Genomic DNA, 15,507 nt, shown 5'->3' with positions numbered 1-15,507 from the left:
GCGGGTCAGCTCAGTTCCCTGATCAGGGATTGCTGTCGGCGGCTGATGGGCAGCCGCTCGGCCAGCCCGCTCAAGCTGACCGCCCAGTGTGCGTCGTCCGCCACTCGCTCGAAACCCGCGATCGCTTTTCTGGCGACCAGGCAGTTGCGGTGGATGCGCACGAAGCGGGCGGCAAACTCCTGTTCCAGCGTGGTCAGTGACTCTTCACTCAGATACTCCTGACTGGCCGTGCGTACGGTCACGTATTTCTGCTCGGCACGCAGGTAGAGCACCTCATCCAGCGGCACTAATACGATCTTGCCGCGTTCGTGGATGGGCAGGTGCTGGCGCGGCTCGCGTTGCAACTGGCGCAGCTTGGCAGCGTCGTTGGGCTGCACGCGTTGCAGCGCTTCCAGCAAGCGCGCGCGCCGGATGGGTTTCAGCAGGTAATCGACCGCGTGGAGGTCGAAAGCCTGGATGGCGTAGCTGTCGTAGGCGGTGGTGAAGATCACCGCTGGCGGGGGCGACAGGTGGGCAAGATGGCGGGCGAGCTCGATGCCGTCCATCTGCGGCATGCGGATATCGACCAGCACCACGTCAGCGGGTGTGTCGCTCAGGGCATCCAGCGCTTCGCGACCATGGGCCGCTGTGCCTACCAGCGACAAGGGTAGCTCGGCGGCGCAATCACCCAGCAACTCCTTCAGACGTTCGCGCGCCAGCGCCTCGTCATCCACCACGAATACGCGCAAGGCTGTGCTCATGACTCTTCCCTCTGGTAGGGCAGCGTGATGCGTACCCGATACTCGTTTTGCCCGGCATCCACTTGATAGTTCGCCTCCAGGTCGTACAGCAAAGCCAGCCGTTCGCGGATGTTGTCCAGCGCCAGTCGGTGGCCGGAGCTCCCCGTCGTTCCCGGATGCGGGTTGCTGATCTCCAGCGTCAGGTCACGATGGCTGCGCCCTATGCTGATCGTCACCGTGCCGCCTTGCGGCAGGCGTTCGATGCCATGATAGATGGCGTTCTCCAGCACGGGCTGGAGCAACAGCGGCGGGATCAGTGCCGCCTCGACATCAGCCTGCACCTGCCAATCCAGTTGCAAGCGCTCGCCCAGTCGCAGCTGTTCCAGTGCCAGATAACGCCGCGCCAGTTCCAGCTCGCGGCGCAAAGGTACACGGTCGGCAGCATCTTCCATCGCCATGCGGAACAGGTCGGACAAGTCCTCCAACGCCTCTTCCGCGCGGCGTGGTTGCGAGCGCACGATGGCGAGCACCGCGTTGAGCGTGTTGAACAGGAAGTGCGGGCGGATGCGGGCGCGCAATGCCTGCAATCGAGCGTGATGCAGCGCTGGCGACAGAGCCAGCTGCCGCAGCCGGAAATAGGCCAGCACTCCCCAGCAACCGATCCCGGCAATGAGGGCATAGCGTAAAGCGTTGAACGGCAGTCCCTCGCCCGTGGGCGTATAGACGGGCGCCCCCAAGAGGTAGATGAGCGTGGTGGTGACGCAGCCCAGCAGGATGGTGATGGCGACTCCACTGCGATACGGCAGCCTGTCGAGTCTGGGTTGCAGCCCGTAGAGCACCAGCAACAAGGTCAGCAATACCGGCTCCAGCAGTGCGGCGCTGGCCAGCCAGCGTTCAACGATCTCGCTCCATGAGATTGCGCGTGCGACTGCCAGCAACAGCGCTGCGGCGTTCAGCAGCAACACCAGACGCAGCACCACGCCGAGGTTGCGGCAGTTGGGCAGCGCATCGGGTAGGGGGTTTTGATTTATACTTTGCGCCCTTGGCATAGCGGTGGCCTCGAATTCCGCACATTCTGGACAAGACATGACTACGATGCAAGACAATCACACCTGGTCGGGACGCTTCAACGAGCCGGTGGCTGAACTGGTGAAGCGCTACACCGCCTCGGTGGACTTCGACAAACGACTCGCGCTGTTCGATATCCAAGGCTCACTCGCTCACGCGCAGATGCTGACCGAGTGCGGCATCATCGCCCAGGCCGACCTGGAGCTGATCCGGCGCGGCATGGACGAGATCCGTGTCGAGGTGGAGGCGGGCCGTTTCGAATGGCAGCTCGATCTGGAAGATGTTCACCTCAACATTGAGAAACGCCTGACCACGCTGGTGGGCGATGCGGGCAAGCGCCTGCACACGGGCCGCTCGCGCAACGACCAGGTGGCGACCGACGTGCGCCTGTACCTGCGCGCCGCCATCGACGACATCCTGCTGCTGATCCGCGCGCTGCAAACCTCGTTGGTTACGCTGGCGGAACAGCACAGCGCCACGGTGATGCCGGGTTTCACCCATCTGCAAGTCGCCCAGCCGGTGAGTTTCGGCCATCATCTGCTGGCCTATTTCGAGATGCTCAAGCGCGATGCCGAGCGCATGGCGGATTGTCGCCGTCGCGTGAATCGCTTGCCGCTGGGGGCGGCTGCATTAGCGGGCACCAGTTATCCCATCAAGCGGGAGCGCGTGGCGGAGCTGCTGGGCTTCGAGGCCGTCTGCCAGAACTCGCTGGATGCGGTGTCCGACCGCGACTTCGCCATCGAATTCACCGCCGCCGCCGCGCTGGTGATGACGCATCTGTCGCGCTTCTCGGAAGAGCTGATCCTGTGGATGAGTCCGCGTTTCGGCTTCATCGACATCGCTGACCGCTTCTGCACCGGCTCCAGCATCATGCCGCAGAAGAAGAACCCCGACGTGCCGGAACTGGTGCGTGGCAAGACCGGTCGCGTCAACGGACACCTGGTGGCGCTGCTGACCCTGATGAAGGGCCAGCCGCTGGCCTACAACAAGGACAATCAGGAAGACAAGGAGCCGCTGTTCGACACGGTGGACACGCTGACGCAAACTCTGCGCATCTACGCCGATATGGTGGGCGGCATCACCGTCAAACCGGACGCGATGCGCGCTGCTGCGCTGCAAGGCTACGCCACGGCCACTGATCTGGCCGACTATCTGGTGAAGAAGGGCTTACCGTTCCGCGATGCGCATGAAGCGGTCGCGCTGGCCGTGCGCTTCGCCGAGAAACGCGGCTGCGATCTGGCCGATCTCACGTTGAACGAGTTGCAGCAGTTCTCGCCGCTAGTGGCCGATGACATCTATGCCGTATTGACGCTGGAAGGCTCGTTGGGTGCGCGCGATCACACGGGTGGTACGGCTCCACAACAGGTAGTGGCGGCTATAGGGCGGGCCAAAGAATATTTGGGCAGATAAAAAAAGGCGGCCTTTGCGACCGCCCTGAAAAGGAGGAGAGTTATGAAAGCCGAGTCGGGCGACCCTGCTCTTAAACACCCGGGCGCACTGTATCAGCAAGCTCCCATCCCTCCTATATATCCAAAGCACTAGGCCCGGGCTCGAAAGATATAGAGCCCTTCAGCATGATTCTGGGTGAGACATGACGTTGTTGCGAGACATCCCGTTGTCCAGTCTGCAGTTTTATTTGACGGCAACTTACCCCTGCAGCTATCTGGATCGGCAGCAGGCGCGCTCACAAGTGGCGACGCCCGGTTTTCTTATCACCACGCCCGTCTACTCTGAACTGGTGCATCACGGTTTTCGTCGCAGTGGCACCTTCACTTATCGCCCCCGTTGTGACCTGTGTCAGGCCTGCGTGCCGGCGCGGGTCCCGGTGAACGAGTTCGAATCCAGCCGCGCCCAGCGTCGCGCCTGGAAACGGCACCAGTCTTTGCAGGCCACGGTGCATCCGTTGCAGGATAGCGAGGAGTGCTATCAGCTCTACCTGCGCTACCAAAGCGCACGCCACGCAGGTGGTGGCATGGACAGTGACAGTCGTGAGCAGTACCGCAACTTCCTGCTGCAAAGCCAGGTGGATACCATGCAGGTCGAGTTTCGCGAGAGCGGTATTCTGCGCATGGTCAGCATCATCGATCTGCTCACCGATGGCTTGTCCTCGGTCTACACCTTTTACGATCCGGACGTGCCAGGCAGTAGCTACGGTACTTACAACGTGTTGTGGCAGATCGCGTTGTGTAGACAGTTGCAACTTGAGTATCTGTATCTGGGTTACTGGATACGCGACAGCGAGAAGATGTCGTACAAATCGAACTTCCGCCCCCTGCAAGGCTTGAAACAGGGACAATGGCGGACCATGAATGTAGAGGATATGAAATGAACCTGCGCTTGGCGATCTTCGTGGCGACGCTACTGCTGTTGCCCATGCTTTCCAGCCTGTTGACCGGTGCCGACTGGGGCGGCGAGGTCGCTGTGACCGACCTCCCGGTTCAGGCCCTGTGGCTCACCGCGCTGTCGCTGGCCGGTTACGCCCTGCTGGTCAACCGGCTGGCGAAGCTGCGCGGTGGGGCCGATCTGCTGTCGGTTCCGCGCAGCTATCAGGCTTACATCGTTGCGGGCAGTCTGGGGCTGGGCTGGCTCGCGCTGTCCCTGCACCATTATGCGGATACCGGCGTTGCGTTCCGGCTGGATGCGGCCTCGGTGATAGCCGCTTCCGTATTGTTCGCTGTCGTCATGCCCGCCGTTCTGGCGACCCGCGCCTGGCTGGCGACCTTTCCGTCCCTGCTGCGCCTGTGCGCCCGCCACGCCCCGGCGCTACCCGCCCTCAAGCCGGAGCCGACGGCCTTGTGGTTGTTGACGCTGGCCATCGTCGGCTTGATGGGCGGGGTGGCGCGTCCGCAACTACTGGGGATGCTGTTGTGGAGCTCGCCGCTGTGGCTGCTGCTCGCCTTGCAGCTGCTGTGGCAAGAGCACACCCTGTTCTCCGGCCTGCCTCAGGGCGACTGGCAGCGCCCGTTGCTGGCCGCGTTGTCCGGTCTGCTCGTCGGTGCGCTGGCCTTGGCTGGCTTCGCCGCGTACGGTGGCGGGATGGCCGGGATCGGCGCGGCAGGCTGGGCTGGCTGCGCTTTGTTCGGTCTGGTCGCCGCCCAGCTGAACGAGTTGATCGCCAGCGGCTGGCGCGGCAAGACGCGCGGCGAGATATTCAAACGCAAAGCCTTCCCTATCCCCGTCGTCGTCAAGAAAGATTAAGGTTCCCGATGTACCCACTCATCCGCCCGGCGCTGTTCGCGCTAGACCCCGAGACTGCCCACCACCTGACGCTGGACGCGCTGGAAACGGCCTACAAGATCGGCGTGCTGCCGCTGTTGGCACGTCTGCCGGAAGACGATACTCGCACCGTGATGGGGCTGACCTTCCGCAACCCGGTGGGCCTGGCCGCCGGGCTGGATAAAAACGGCGACTGCATCGACGGCCTGGCCGCGCTGGGCTTCGGCTTCATCGAGATCGGTACCGTGACCCCGCGCCCGCAGCCCGGCAACCCCAAGCCGCGCTTGTTCCGCCTGCCCCAGGTACGCGGCATCATCAACCGCATGGGCTTCAACAACCTGGGCGTGGACAAGCTGATCGCCAACGTCGAACGTGCCGATTACGGCGGCATCCTTGGCATCAACATCGGCAAGAACGCCGACACGCCGATCGAAAAGGCGGCGGACGATTATCTGATCGGCCTGCGCAAGGTCTACCCGCACGCCAGCTATGTGGCGATCAACATCTCTTCGCCCAACACCAAGAATTTGCGCCAGTTGCAGGGCGGTGACGAACTGGACGGTCTGCTCGGCCAGCTCAAGGCCGAGCAGGAGAAGCTGGCGCAGCAGCACGGCAAATACATTCCGCTGGCGGTGAAGATCGCGCCCGATCTGGACAGCGAGCAGGTGCAACAGATCGCCGCCCTGTTGATGCGTCACCGCATCGACGGCGTGATCGCCACCAACACCACCCTGTCCCGCGTCGGTGTGGAAAACCTGGAACATGGCAGCGAGACCGGCGGGCTGTCCGGCGCGCCGGTGCGTGACAAGTCCACCGCCGTCATCCGCCAGCTGGCTGCCGAGTTGCAAGGCGCGCTGCCCATCATCGGCGTGGGCGGCATCCTGTCCGGCGCGGACGCGGTGGAGAAGATGCGCGCTGGCGCTGCGCTGGTGCAGGTCTACAGCGGACTCATCTACCGTGGCCACGCGCTGGTCGGCGAGTGCGCGCGTGCGCTCAAGGATGTGCGCTGACGCTGCCTTTCAGGCCATCCTGCTCGCGCCCTGCGGCAAGTTGGGCGTGCGCTGCACTGCGGCGGCGCTGACCGGCGTCGAGTTCTTGCCGCCAGACACGCCCGAACAGCCACCTCGGAATGCGCTGGCGGCACAGGTCGCCGCGCAATTGGCGGCCTATTTCAGCGCTGCCGATTTCGCCTTCGACCTCCCGCTCGCCCCCGGCGGCACGCTGCACCAGAACCGCGTCTGGCAGCGCATGTGCGCCATCCCGCGCGGGCAGGCGCTCACCTACGGCGAGCTGGCGCGCGACATCGGCTCCGCGCCACGTGCGGTCGGCCAGGCCTGCGGCAACAACCCCATCCCCATCGTCATCCCCTGTCACCGCGTGGTAGGGCGCGCCGGGCTGGGCGGTTTCATGCACCACGGCGACGGTTACGCGTTGGAGATCAAGCGCTGGTTGCTCCGCCACGAGGGCTATCTGCATGACTGATGCCGAGTTGCTGGACGAGTTCTGCGACGCGCTGTGGCTGGAGGACGGGCTGGCGCGCAACAGCATCGAGAGCTACCGGCGCGACCTCAACAAGTTCTCCGGCTGGCTGGCGCAGCGCGGCTCGTCGCTGCCGCAGGTCGGCCAGATCGAGATGCAGGAGTTTCTGGCTTGGTTGCATCAGCACAAATCCAAGGCGAGCAGCACCGGTCGCGCGATCTCCAGCCTGAAGCGCCTGTACCGCTATCTGCTGCGCCAGGGCCGCATCGCCAACGACCCGACCCAGTTGCTGGGCTCTCCCAAACTGCCGCGCAACCTGCCCAAGACGCTCTCCGAAGCCGATGTCGAGGCGCTGCTGGAGGCGCCGGACGTGGCGACCCCGCTGGGCCTGCGCGACCGCACCATGCTGGAAGTGCTGTACGCCTGCGGCCTGCGCGTGTCGGAGCTGGTGACTGTGCAGGTGGTGCAGGTCAGCCTCAACGACGGCGTGGCGCGCGTCACCGGCAAGGGCGGCAAGGAGCGACTGGTGCCGTTCGGCGAGAATGCGCAGGACTGGGTGCGGCGCTATCTGGCGGAAGCCAGGCCCTTACTGTTGGCGGGAAGGTTGAGTGACGACCTGTTCGTGACCCAGCGCGGCGAGGCGATGACGCGGCAGATGTTCTGGTATCTCATCAAAAAGCACGCCCGGCAGGGCGGGGTGCACAAACCGTTGTCGCCGCACACACTGCGCCACGCCTTTGCCACCCATCTGCTCAACCACGGTGCCGATCTGCGCGTGGTGCAACTGCTGCTCGGCCATGCCGACATCTCCACCACCCAGATCTACACCCACGTGGCGCGCGAGCGGCTCAAGCAACTGCACGCCGAACATCACCCTCGGGGCTGATCACCAGTCGCGGAAAGAGACACCTATCCCGATGGTGTTCTGGTGGAAGTTGTAATCCACCAGACTTTCGCCATAACCCTCGGTGATCTGGACGTGGGTCTTGCCCATCTTGCCGAGCATGAACGGGGTGGCCCAGTCGAGCTGGATGAAACCACGGTTCTTGGTGCGGCTGAGGTTGTTGCGCATCAGCAGCGTGACCGACTGTTGGCTGCTCGGCTCCCAGTGGGCGACGATGTCACCGCGTCCCAGATAGTTCAGGATGTCAGGGTTGTCATCCTTGAGCGGACTCTCCGGCACACGCCACCAGCTACGGGCCAGCAGCGAGAACTTGCCGTACACGTCCCACTCCCAGCCACCTTGCAGGTAGACGCGGTTCCAGCTGCGCGACAATGGCAGGCTCTGGCCGTTGGACTGGTGGTTGAATCCCAGGTTGACCAGCTTCAGGCCGTCGTTGTTCCGGGTGGCGAACGAGGCGATGATCTCCGGTTCGTAGTTGGTCTCCCGGAATGCCGAGGAAGACGGGGCGTTCAATGCCTGCCAGTTCGACTGCTGGGTGTACGCGGCCCAGACATGCAGGTTGTCGAATCCCAGCCAGTTCAGATCGTGAGTGTCCATGATCTCGGACTTGAAGCTGAACTGGAATTTGGCTTCGGTCAAATCGAGCTGGGACGCGTTTATGGCTTGGTGTACTGGTGCGGGCGTGTACGGCAAGTTGTTCACGTGGCTGCTGCGCCGCAGCAGCAGGTAACTTTGGTGATGCGGACGCAGCCGCCCTGCACGGGTGATGTCATCGTTGTCGCCGCGCCCGTCCAGATTCCACACCCGGGTCAGGTATGAACGTGCGGCGGCGGGGATGGCGACGACGGGCGGCGGTGCCGACTCGGTCGCGGACGGCGCTGCGGCGCTGGGTGCGGCGGGAACTTGCACTTCACGCACTGCCGGAGCCGGTGGTGTCGGGTGTGCCGCCGCATCGTAGCAACGCAGCCGTTCGGGGGCATCGTGCAGCGCAGCACAGCGCAGGAAGTCGGCCTCAGTAGCCCCGGCTTGTACGGGCGTAACCAAGCCACAGAGGGCGACGGTCAGGCAAGTGAGGTAAGGAAGATGACGGGACACGATGTCTCTCCAGGACGGGGGGCGGATTCTACACCGCGCGTCGGCTCCAGCGCATCAGCGCGATGCCCGCCAGCACCATGGGCAGACTGAGCCATTGGCCCATGCTGATGTTGAACGTCATGTAGCCGAAGATGCCGTCGTCCGGGTTGCGGGTGAATTCGGCGAGGAAGCGGAAGCTGCCGTAGCCGATCAGGAACAGGCCGGACACCGCGCCGACCGGGCGCGGCTTGGCGGAATAAAGCCAGAGCAGGGCGAACAGTGCCAAGCCTTCCAGTCCGAATTCGTACAGTTGCGAGGGATGGCGCGGCAGCGCGTCGGCGGTCGGGAACACCATCGCCCAGGGCACATCGCTCGGTCGCCCCCACAGCTCGCCGTTGATGAAGTTGCCGATGCGGCCTGCGCCCAGGCCCAGCGGCACCAGCGGCGCGACGAAATCCATCAGCGGCAGCCACTGCACTTTGCGGCTGCGCGCGAACCATGCCATAGCCACCAGCACGCCGAGGAAGCCGCCGTGGAACGACATGCCGCCTTCCCACACCGCGAGGATCTTGGCCGGGTGGCTGAAATAGTAGCCGGGGTTGTAGAACAGCACCTCGCCCAGCCTGCCGCCGAGGATCACGCCGAGTACGCCGAAGAACATCAGGTCATCGAGGAACTTCTCGTCCCAGCCTGGGCGGTCCAGGCTGCGTAAGCGCTTGCGCCCCAGCCAGATGAAGCAGGCGAAGCCGGTCAGATACATCAGGCCATACCAGTGCACGGCCAGCGGGCCGAGGTGGATGGCGACGGGGTCGATATTCGGGTAGGTCAACATGGGGCGGGAATGTATCACAGAGCGCGGCGTTCATGCCGGGGCGGCAAGATGGCTATCACGGCCGTGCGGCGAATATCTCCGGGAGGAAGTGGCTGGCCTGATAGCGCGCGCCTTGCGGGGTGAGGTGCGAGCCGTCCATGGTCATGATGTCCTGCGCAGTCTCCGCCGTCCGGGTCAGGCAGCCTGTCGCGTCGCACAGCAGGTTGAGACTGGATAGGTAGTGTACGCCGTGCGTCTGAGCGAACTCCCGCATCGCGACATCGATCGCATGAGCGGCTTGCGCATTGTTCTCCGTCATCCGCAGCGGCGGGCGGCGGTGCTCCTTGCGATGGTAGGCGAACAGGATGCGCGGCAGCTCGTCGTTCCAGGTCGGGTCGGGGCCGACCAGCACGATGCGGCCCGCTCCGGCGGCGCGTATCGCCGTGATCGTGGCTTCCAGCGTGGGCAGGTCGCCGAGGTCGGTCCAGTTGGCATGCAGCAGGACGTACTCCGGCTTGAGTCTGGCCACCAGCCGGAGGGTGTCGTCATTGAGCTCCCGGCATGAGCGGCTGCCCGGGAAGTTCTTGCCCAGCAGGGGGCGACAGGCCGATGCGGTGCGTTGCACGATGCCGAACGAGTGTTCCGCTTGCATCTGCTTGAGGCCGGGGTAGAGCGCCGCCGCGTGCGAGTCGCCCCACAGGAACAGGGCGGGGCGGGCATCCTCCACGCAGGAATCGGCGAACCGGTCCGCCCCTTCCAGGAAGCATTGCTCGCGGCGCCACTCGCTGCCGATGTCGGGCTTGATGCCCATCAACTCCGGGCTGATCCGCATCAGCCGGAAGCTCAGCCCGTCGCGCTGGTAAGTCTTGAAGCCGACGGCCCCGACCAGGGCCAGCGCCAGACACAGGACGGCGACGATCCAGCGCGTGCGCGCCCGCTGCCGGATCGGTTTTTCGAGGAGCCAGTAGGTCAGCGCCGCGAGTACGAAAGCGGCCAGCACCGCACCCGCCCGCGCCTGAGCCGACGGCTGCCCGGATTCCTGGATGCGCAGGAAGGCGAGCAGCGGCCAGTGCCAGAGGTAGAGCGGATAGCTGACCAGCCCGATCCAGACCATCACGCGATTGCCGAGCAGTTGGCGATTGACCCAAGACGCGGGTTGCGCCGAGATCATCAGGAACGCGCCCGCCGTGGGCAGCAGCGCCCACCAGCCGGGGAAGCTCTTGCTCTGGTCGATGCAGACGAGGGCGAGGGCGATCAGCAGCAGCCCGAGCAGCGACGGCCACTCGGCATGCTTGGGCAGGTATTGCGAGCGGTGCAGCAACAGATAGGCCGCCAGCCCGCCCACCATCAGCTCCCAGAAGCGGGCGAGCGGCGAATAGAAACCGGCAACGGGGGCGCTGCCGACGTTGAGCACATTCAGCAGGAACGAGGCGGCGGCGATGATGAGTGTGGTCGCCAGAAAGTTCAGCCGGTACTTCCAGACCGCGCCCAGCAGCAGCGGCCAGAAGATGTAGAACTGCTCCTCGATGCCGAGCGACCACAGATGCAGCAGCGGCTTGGCCTCGCTGGCCCGGTCGAAGTAGCCCGCCTCGTTCCACAACACCAGGTTGGAGACGAAGCCCGTGCCACCGGCGATGTGTTTGCCCAATTGCTTGTACTCGTCCGGCAACAGCAGGAACCAGCCCGCCGCGTAGCAACTGGCCAGCACGACGATGAGCGCGGGGAAGATGCGCCTGACACGCCGCGCGTAGAAATCGGCGTAACTGAAACTGCCGCGCTCCAGATTGCCGAAGATGATGCTGCTGATGAGGAAGCCGGAGATCACGAAGAAGATGTCCACGCCGACGAAGCCGCCGGGCAGCCACTGCGGGAAGGCGTGGAACACCACCACCGCGAGGATGGCGATGGCGCGCAGTCCGTCAATGTCGGGGCGGTATTTCGGGTGCAGCGGCGGGGTGTCGGGTGCGGGATGGCTGGGGTGCATGGGCTGTGGCTTCGATCTGGAGCGGAGGCTGCCATCCGTTCATTGTTCTGTCGCCGGATTATACCGATTTAAGTTGCGCGGACGAAAACTGCGATGTGTCGAGACGGGTGGCGTGGTTTAGAATCCGGTCTTCGCAACCTCACCGGAATCCGCATCATGCCTCAATACCGTTCCCGCACTTCCACGCATGGCCGCAACATGGCTGGCGCGCGCTCCCTGTGGCGCGCCACCGGCATGTCCGATGCCGACTTCGGCAAGCCCATCATCGCCATCGCCAACTCCTTCACGCAGTTCGTACCCGGCCACGTCCACCTGAAAGACATGGGCCAGCTGGTGGCGCGCGAGATCGAACGTGCGGGCGGCATTGCCAAGGAATTCAACACCATCGCGGTGGACGACGGCATCGCCATGGGCCACGACGGTATGCTGTATTCGCTGCCGTCGCGCGACCTGATCGCCGACAGCGTGGAGTACATGGTCAACGCCCACTGCGCCGACGCGCTGGTGTGCATTTCCAACTGCGACAAGATCACGCCGGGGATGCTGATGGCGGCGATGCGCCTCAACATCCCAGTGGTGTTCGTCTCCGGTGGCCCGATGGAAGCGGGCAAGGTCAACTGGCAGGGCAAGGTGAAGGGCTTGGATTTGGTGGATGCGATGGTCGCTGCCGCAGATAGCCATTGCAGCGACGAGGAAGTGGATGCCATTGAGCGTTCCGCCTGCCCGACCTGCGGCTCCTGTTCCGGCATGTTCACCGCCAACTCGATGAACTGTCTGACCGAGGCGCTGGGCCTGTCCCTGCCCGGCAACGGTTCGCTGGTCGCCACCCACGCCGAACGCAAACAGTTGTTCCTGCGCGCCGGTCGTCTGGCGGTGGAACTGTGCAAGCGTTATTACGAGCAGGACGACGCGAGCGTGCTGCCGCGCAGCATCGCCACGTTTGAAGCCTTCGAGAACGCGATGACGCTGGACATCGCCATGGGCGGCTCCACCAACACCGTGTTGCACCTGCTCGCCATCGCGCGCGAAGCGGGCGTGGATTTCACCATGAAGGACATGGATCGCTTGTCGCGCCACGTGCCGACGCTGTGCAAGGTCGCGCCGTCCTCCGAATACCACATGGAAGACGTGCATCGCGCGGGCGGCATCGCTTCCATCCTCGGCGCGCTGGATCGCGCCGGATTGCTGCACGGCGAAGTCGCCACGGTGCACAGCCCTAGCCTGCGCGCCGCGCTGCAACATTGGGACATCGTGACGACCGACAGCGACGACGTGAAGCGTTTCTTCCGCGCCGCGCCCGGCGGCATCCCCACCACGATCGCGTTCTCGCAATCCATGCTCTACCCCGATCTGGATGCGGATCGCGTGTCGGGCTGCATCCGCGACAAGGCGAACGCCTACTCGCAGGACGGCGGCTTGGCGGTATTGCACGGCAACATCGCGCTGGACGGCTGCATCGTCAAGACGGCGGGTGTGGACGACAGCATCCTGAAGTTCACCGGGCGTGCCCGCGTGTTCGAGAGTCAGGACGCGGCGGTGCACGGCATTCTGGAAGATCAGATCGTCGCGGGCGACGTGGTGGTGATCCGCTACGAAGGCCCCAAGGGCGGGCCGGGGATGCAGGAGATGCTGTACCCAACCTCGTACCTGAAGTCCAAGGGGCTGGGCAAAGCCTGCGCGCTGCTCACCGATGGCCGCTTCTCCGGCGGCACTTCGGGCTTGAGTATCGGCCACGCCTCGCCGGAAGCCGCCAGCGGCGGTGCCATCGGCTTGGTGGAAGAGGGCGACACCATCGCCATCGACATCCCGAATCGCACCATCGACCTGGTGATCTCGGACGAGCAACTGACCGCCCGCCGCGCCGCGATGGAAGCGCGCGGCAAGCAAGCGTGGAAGCCCGCCGCCGAACGTCCGCGCAAGGTGTCGGCAGCCTTGCGCGCCTACGCCGCGATGGTGACTTCCGCCGACAAGGGCGCGGTGCGCGACGTGTCGCAGGTGGAAGGAAAATAGGCTGTCATACCGGCGAAAGCCGGTATCCAGTCCTAATCAACAATTCCGCGTAGCGGACAAGATCGACAGCTTTTGTCCCGCGTCGCGGGCGATATTTGATCGGCTGGATTCCCGCCTGCGCGGGAATGACGGTTTATCTGAAAGGTTTGAGCATGACCACCCTGACCCTCACCCGCCCCGACGACTGGCATCTGCACCTGCGCGACGACGCGCTGATGGCCTCCGTTCTGCCCGACACGGCGCGCCAGTTCGCCCGCGCCATCATCATGCCCAATCTGCGCCCGCCAGTGACGACCACCGAACAGGCCGTGGCCTACCGCGAGCGCATCCTCAAAGCCTTGCCCGCCGGGATGAAATTCGAGCCGCTGATGACGCTGTATCTGACGGACAACACCAGTGCCGACGAGATCCGCAAAGCCAAGGCCAGCGGCGTCGTCCACGCCGTCAAGCTGTATCCCGCTGGAGCAACCACCAACTCCGACGCGGGCGTGACTGACCTGCGCAAGACCTACGCTGCGCTGGAAGCCATGCAGGAATGCGGCTTGCCGTTCCTGGTGCACGGCGAAGTCACCAGCCCCGACATCGACATCTTCGACCGCGAAGCCGTGTTCATCGAACGGGTGATGCAGCCGCTGATGCGGGACCTACCCGAGCTGCGCGTGGTGTTCGAGCACATCACCACCAAGGATGCCGCCGAGTACGTCGCCGCTGCCCCTGCGAACGTTGCCGCCACCCTCACCCCGCAGCACCTGCTCTACAACCGCAACGCCATGCTGGTCGGCGGCATCCGCCCGCACTTCTACTGCCTGCCGATCCTGAAGCGCGAAACGCACCGCGAAGCGCTGGTCAAAGCCGCCACCAGCGGCAACCCCAAATTCTTCCTCGGCACCGACAGCGCCCCGCACGCCCAGCACACTAAAGAAAATGCCTGCGGCTGCGCCGGCTGCTACTCCGCCCACGCCGCGATTGAGTTGTACGCTGAAGCTTTTGAAGCGGCGGGCGCGCTGGACAAACTCGAAGCCTTCGCCAGCTTCCACGGCCCCGACTACTACCGCCTCCCGCGCAACGCCGACACCATCACGTTGCGCCGCGATGAATGGCACATGCCCCACACCGTCGAATTCGGCGGCTCCAAGCTCGTGCCGTTGAGGGCGGGGGAGATGATGGTTTGGAAGCTGGTGGGGTGAGTGGAGTAGGGCGCATTTCGTAATGCGCCGAATGGCAATCGTTATTGCGCCCGATGTTTCCACCACAAGGAGCCGCGACATGCCCGACTATCGCCGCGCTTGGCATCCCGGCGGCACCTACTTCTTCACCGTCAACCTGCTCCAGCGCAACGGCAACGACTTGCTGGTGCGCCACATCGAGCCTTTACGTGCAGCAGTCAGGGAAGTGCGGGCCTTGCACCCCTTTGTCATCCATGCCTGGGTCGTCCTGCCCGACCACCTTCATTGCGTCATCGAACTGCCCGAAGGCGATGCCGATTTCGCCCTGCGCTGGCGGCTCATCAAAATGAAGTTTTCCAAGTTGTTGCCGCGCAACGAGCACATTTCAGAGGTGCGACAACGCCGGGGTGAGCGCGGGATTTGGCAGCGCAGATATTGGGAACACTTGATTCGCGACGAACGAGATTTCCAGGCGCATGTGGATTACGTGCACATCAATCCATACAAACACGGCCTGGTTACGCGGGTGGTGGATTGGCCGCATTTGACATTTCATCGCCAAGTGGCATTGGGCGTTTATCCCGCCGATTGGGCGGGTGGTGGGAAAGCCGATTTGTCATACCCGGATTGAAATCGGGTATGCTTCCGGCACCCAGAGGTAGGGCGCAATCGTTATTGCGCCGAATGGGTAAAAGGGAAACATCCGGCGCAATAACGATTGCGTATATGGACACCTCCCGTTTTGCAAGCAACGCGTGTTGATGGTTTTGGGTGCAACTGCTTCCGTATATCCGGCTTCCTGTTGGGCGGCGAGCCGTCCGAGCCATGATGGAATTCGCGCGCAAGTTTCAAATCGCCCTAGCGGCTTTGCCGTGTGTTGCTGCGGCAGGGAGCCATCGCAATTAACTGAATTGCCTGCGCCGGTCTGACCTGTTTGCCATCAATTCGTTTGCCATGCAATCGCTGTCGGTTGTCTCCTGCTAAAACTCTGTTGTCTGCTGCCCGTTTGCTTCCGCTTGCGAGCAGCCCTGTTATTTCTATTCTGCGACTCGATACGTTTCTTCTCTGCTCAATAT

Annotated in this window: 15 protein-coding genes; 9 read left to right on the top strand and 6 right to left on the bottom strand. The window is 63.9% G+C overall.

Annotated elements, in window-relative coordinates:
- Nucleotides 1-5: 5 nt before the first annotated feature.
- Both DM08_RS08210 and DM08_RS08205 read right to left on the bottom strand, forming a co-directional pair.
- Nucleotides 6-740 carry a LytR/AlgR family response regulator transcription factor gene (locus tag DM08_RS08210; protein WP_035384183.1) on the bottom strand — a complete coding sequence of 245 codons (735 nt, stop codon included), beginning with the start codon at nt 738-740 and terminating at the stop codon, nt 6-8.
- Complete coding sequence (locus DM08_RS08205; RefSeq protein ID WP_237560251.1) at nt 737-1,807, bottom strand: sensor histidine kinase; 1,071 nt, start codon at nt 1,805-1,807, stop codon at nt 737-739. Before DM08_RS08205 ends, DM08_RS08210 begins: the two co-directional genes overlap by 4 nt.
- Between DM08_RS08205 and argH the strand changes: the two genes are divergently transcribed.
- The 6 genes from argH (at nt 1,806) to xerD (ending at nt 7,368) form a co-directional block, all read left to right on the top strand.
- Nucleotides 1,806-3,197 carry an argininosuccinate lyase gene (gene argH / locus DM08_RS08200; protein ID WP_035384182.1) on the top strand — a complete coding sequence of 464 codons (1,392 nt, stop codon included), beginning with the start codon at nt 1,806-1,808 and terminating at the stop codon, nt 3,195-3,197. The two genes, DM08_RS08205 and argH, sit on opposite strands and share 2 nt — an antisense overlap.
- A gap of 181 nt (nt 3,198-3,378) precedes the next feature.
- A complete protein-coding gene (locus DM08_RS08195) occupies nt 3,379-4,116 on the top strand; it encodes an arginyltransferase (protein ID WP_035384181.1) in 738 nt (245 codons plus the stop codon).
- On the top strand, nt 4,113-4,985 hold the full coding sequence (locus DM08_RS08190) for a hypothetical protein (RefSeq protein WP_035384180.1): 873 nt from the start codon (nt 4,113-4,115) through the stop codon (nt 4,983-4,985). The genes DM08_RS08195 and DM08_RS08190 overlap by 4 nt, the downstream gene beginning before the upstream one ends.
- A gap of 8 nt (nt 4,986-4,993) precedes the next feature.
- Nucleotides 4,994-6,013, top strand: a complete 1,020-nt coding sequence (locus DM08_RS08185; protein ID WP_035384179.1) for a quinone-dependent dihydroorotate dehydrogenase — start codon at nt 4,994-4,996, stop codon at nt 6,011-6,013.
- Nucleotides 6,003-6,485 (top strand): methylated-DNA--[protein]-cysteine S-methyltransferase, encoded by a 483-nt coding sequence (locus DM08_RS08180; protein WP_035384178.1) that lies wholly within the window; start codon nt 6,003-6,005, stop codon nt 6,483-6,485. The genes DM08_RS08185 and DM08_RS08180 overlap by 11 nt, the downstream gene beginning before the upstream one ends.
- Nucleotides 6,478-7,368 (top strand): site-specific tyrosine recombinase XerD, encoded by an 891-nt coding sequence (gene xerD / locus DM08_RS08175; RefSeq protein ID WP_035384177.1) that lies wholly within the window; start codon nt 6,478-6,480, stop codon nt 7,366-7,368. Before DM08_RS08180 ends, xerD begins: the two co-directional genes overlap by 8 nt.
- Here xerD and DM08_RS08170 read toward each other — a convergent pair whose 3' ends face one another.
- The 3 genes from DM08_RS08170 to DM08_RS08160 are packed head-to-tail and all read right to left on the bottom strand — an operon-like array spanning nt 7,369 to nt 11,255.
- Complete coding sequence (locus DM08_RS08170) at nt 7,369-8,481, bottom strand: phospholipase A (RefSeq protein ID WP_051938012.1); 1,113 nt, start codon at nt 8,479-8,481, stop codon at nt 7,369-7,371.
- A 28-nt stretch (nt 8,482-8,509) separates the two neighbouring features.
- Nucleotides 8,510-9,292: a prolipoprotein diacylglyceryl transferase gene (lgt, locus tag DM08_RS08165; RefSeq protein ID WP_035384175.1), complete on the bottom strand. Its 783-nt coding sequence runs from the start codon at nt 9,290-9,292 to the stop codon at nt 8,510-8,512.
- A 55-nt stretch (nt 9,293-9,347) separates the two neighbouring features.
- On the bottom strand, nt 9,348-11,255 hold the full coding sequence (locus tag DM08_RS08160; protein WP_051938010.1) for an acyltransferase family protein: 1,908 nt from the start codon (nt 11,253-11,255) through the stop codon (nt 9,348-9,350).
- A 156-nt stretch (nt 11,256-11,411) separates the two neighbouring features.
- On the opposite strand from DM08_RS08160, the gene ilvD reads away from it, so the two are divergent.
- The 3 genes from ilvD (at nt 11,412) to DM08_RS08145 (ending at nt 15,062) form a co-directional block, all read left to right on the top strand.
- Nucleotides 11,412-13,265 carry a dihydroxy-acid dehydratase gene (ilvD, locus tag DM08_RS08155; protein WP_035384174.1) on the top strand — a complete coding sequence of 618 codons (1,854 nt, stop codon included), beginning with the start codon at nt 11,412-11,414 and terminating at the stop codon, nt 13,263-13,265.
- A 152-nt stretch (nt 13,266-13,417) separates the two neighbouring features.
- On the top strand, nt 13,418-14,452 hold the full coding sequence (pyrC, locus tag DM08_RS08150; protein ID WP_035384239.1) for a dihydroorotase: 1,035 nt from the start codon (nt 13,418-13,420) through the stop codon (nt 14,450-14,452).
- Nucleotides 14,453-14,531: 79 nt separating this feature from the next.
- Nucleotides 14,532-15,062, top strand: coding sequence for an REP-associated tyrosine transposase (locus DM08_RS08145; protein ID WP_035384173.1), 531 nt, complete (start codon nt 14,532-14,534; stop codon nt 15,060-15,062).
- A gap of 227 nt (nt 15,063-15,289) precedes the next feature.
- On the opposite strand, the gene DM08_RS13175 is transcribed toward DM08_RS08145, so the two are convergent.
- A partial coding sequence (locus DM08_RS13175) for a hypothetical protein (RefSeq protein WP_237560250.1) occupies nt 15,290-15,507 on the bottom strand: 218 nt, incomplete at its 5' end.

The sequence above is a fragment of the Ferriphaselus sp. R-1 genome, from assembly GCF_000746095.1.
Taxonomy (GTDB): domain Bacteria; phylum Pseudomonadota; class Gammaproteobacteria; order Burkholderiales; family Gallionellaceae; genus Ferriphaselus.
This window is presented reverse-complemented; position numbering and strand designations above follow the sequence as displayed.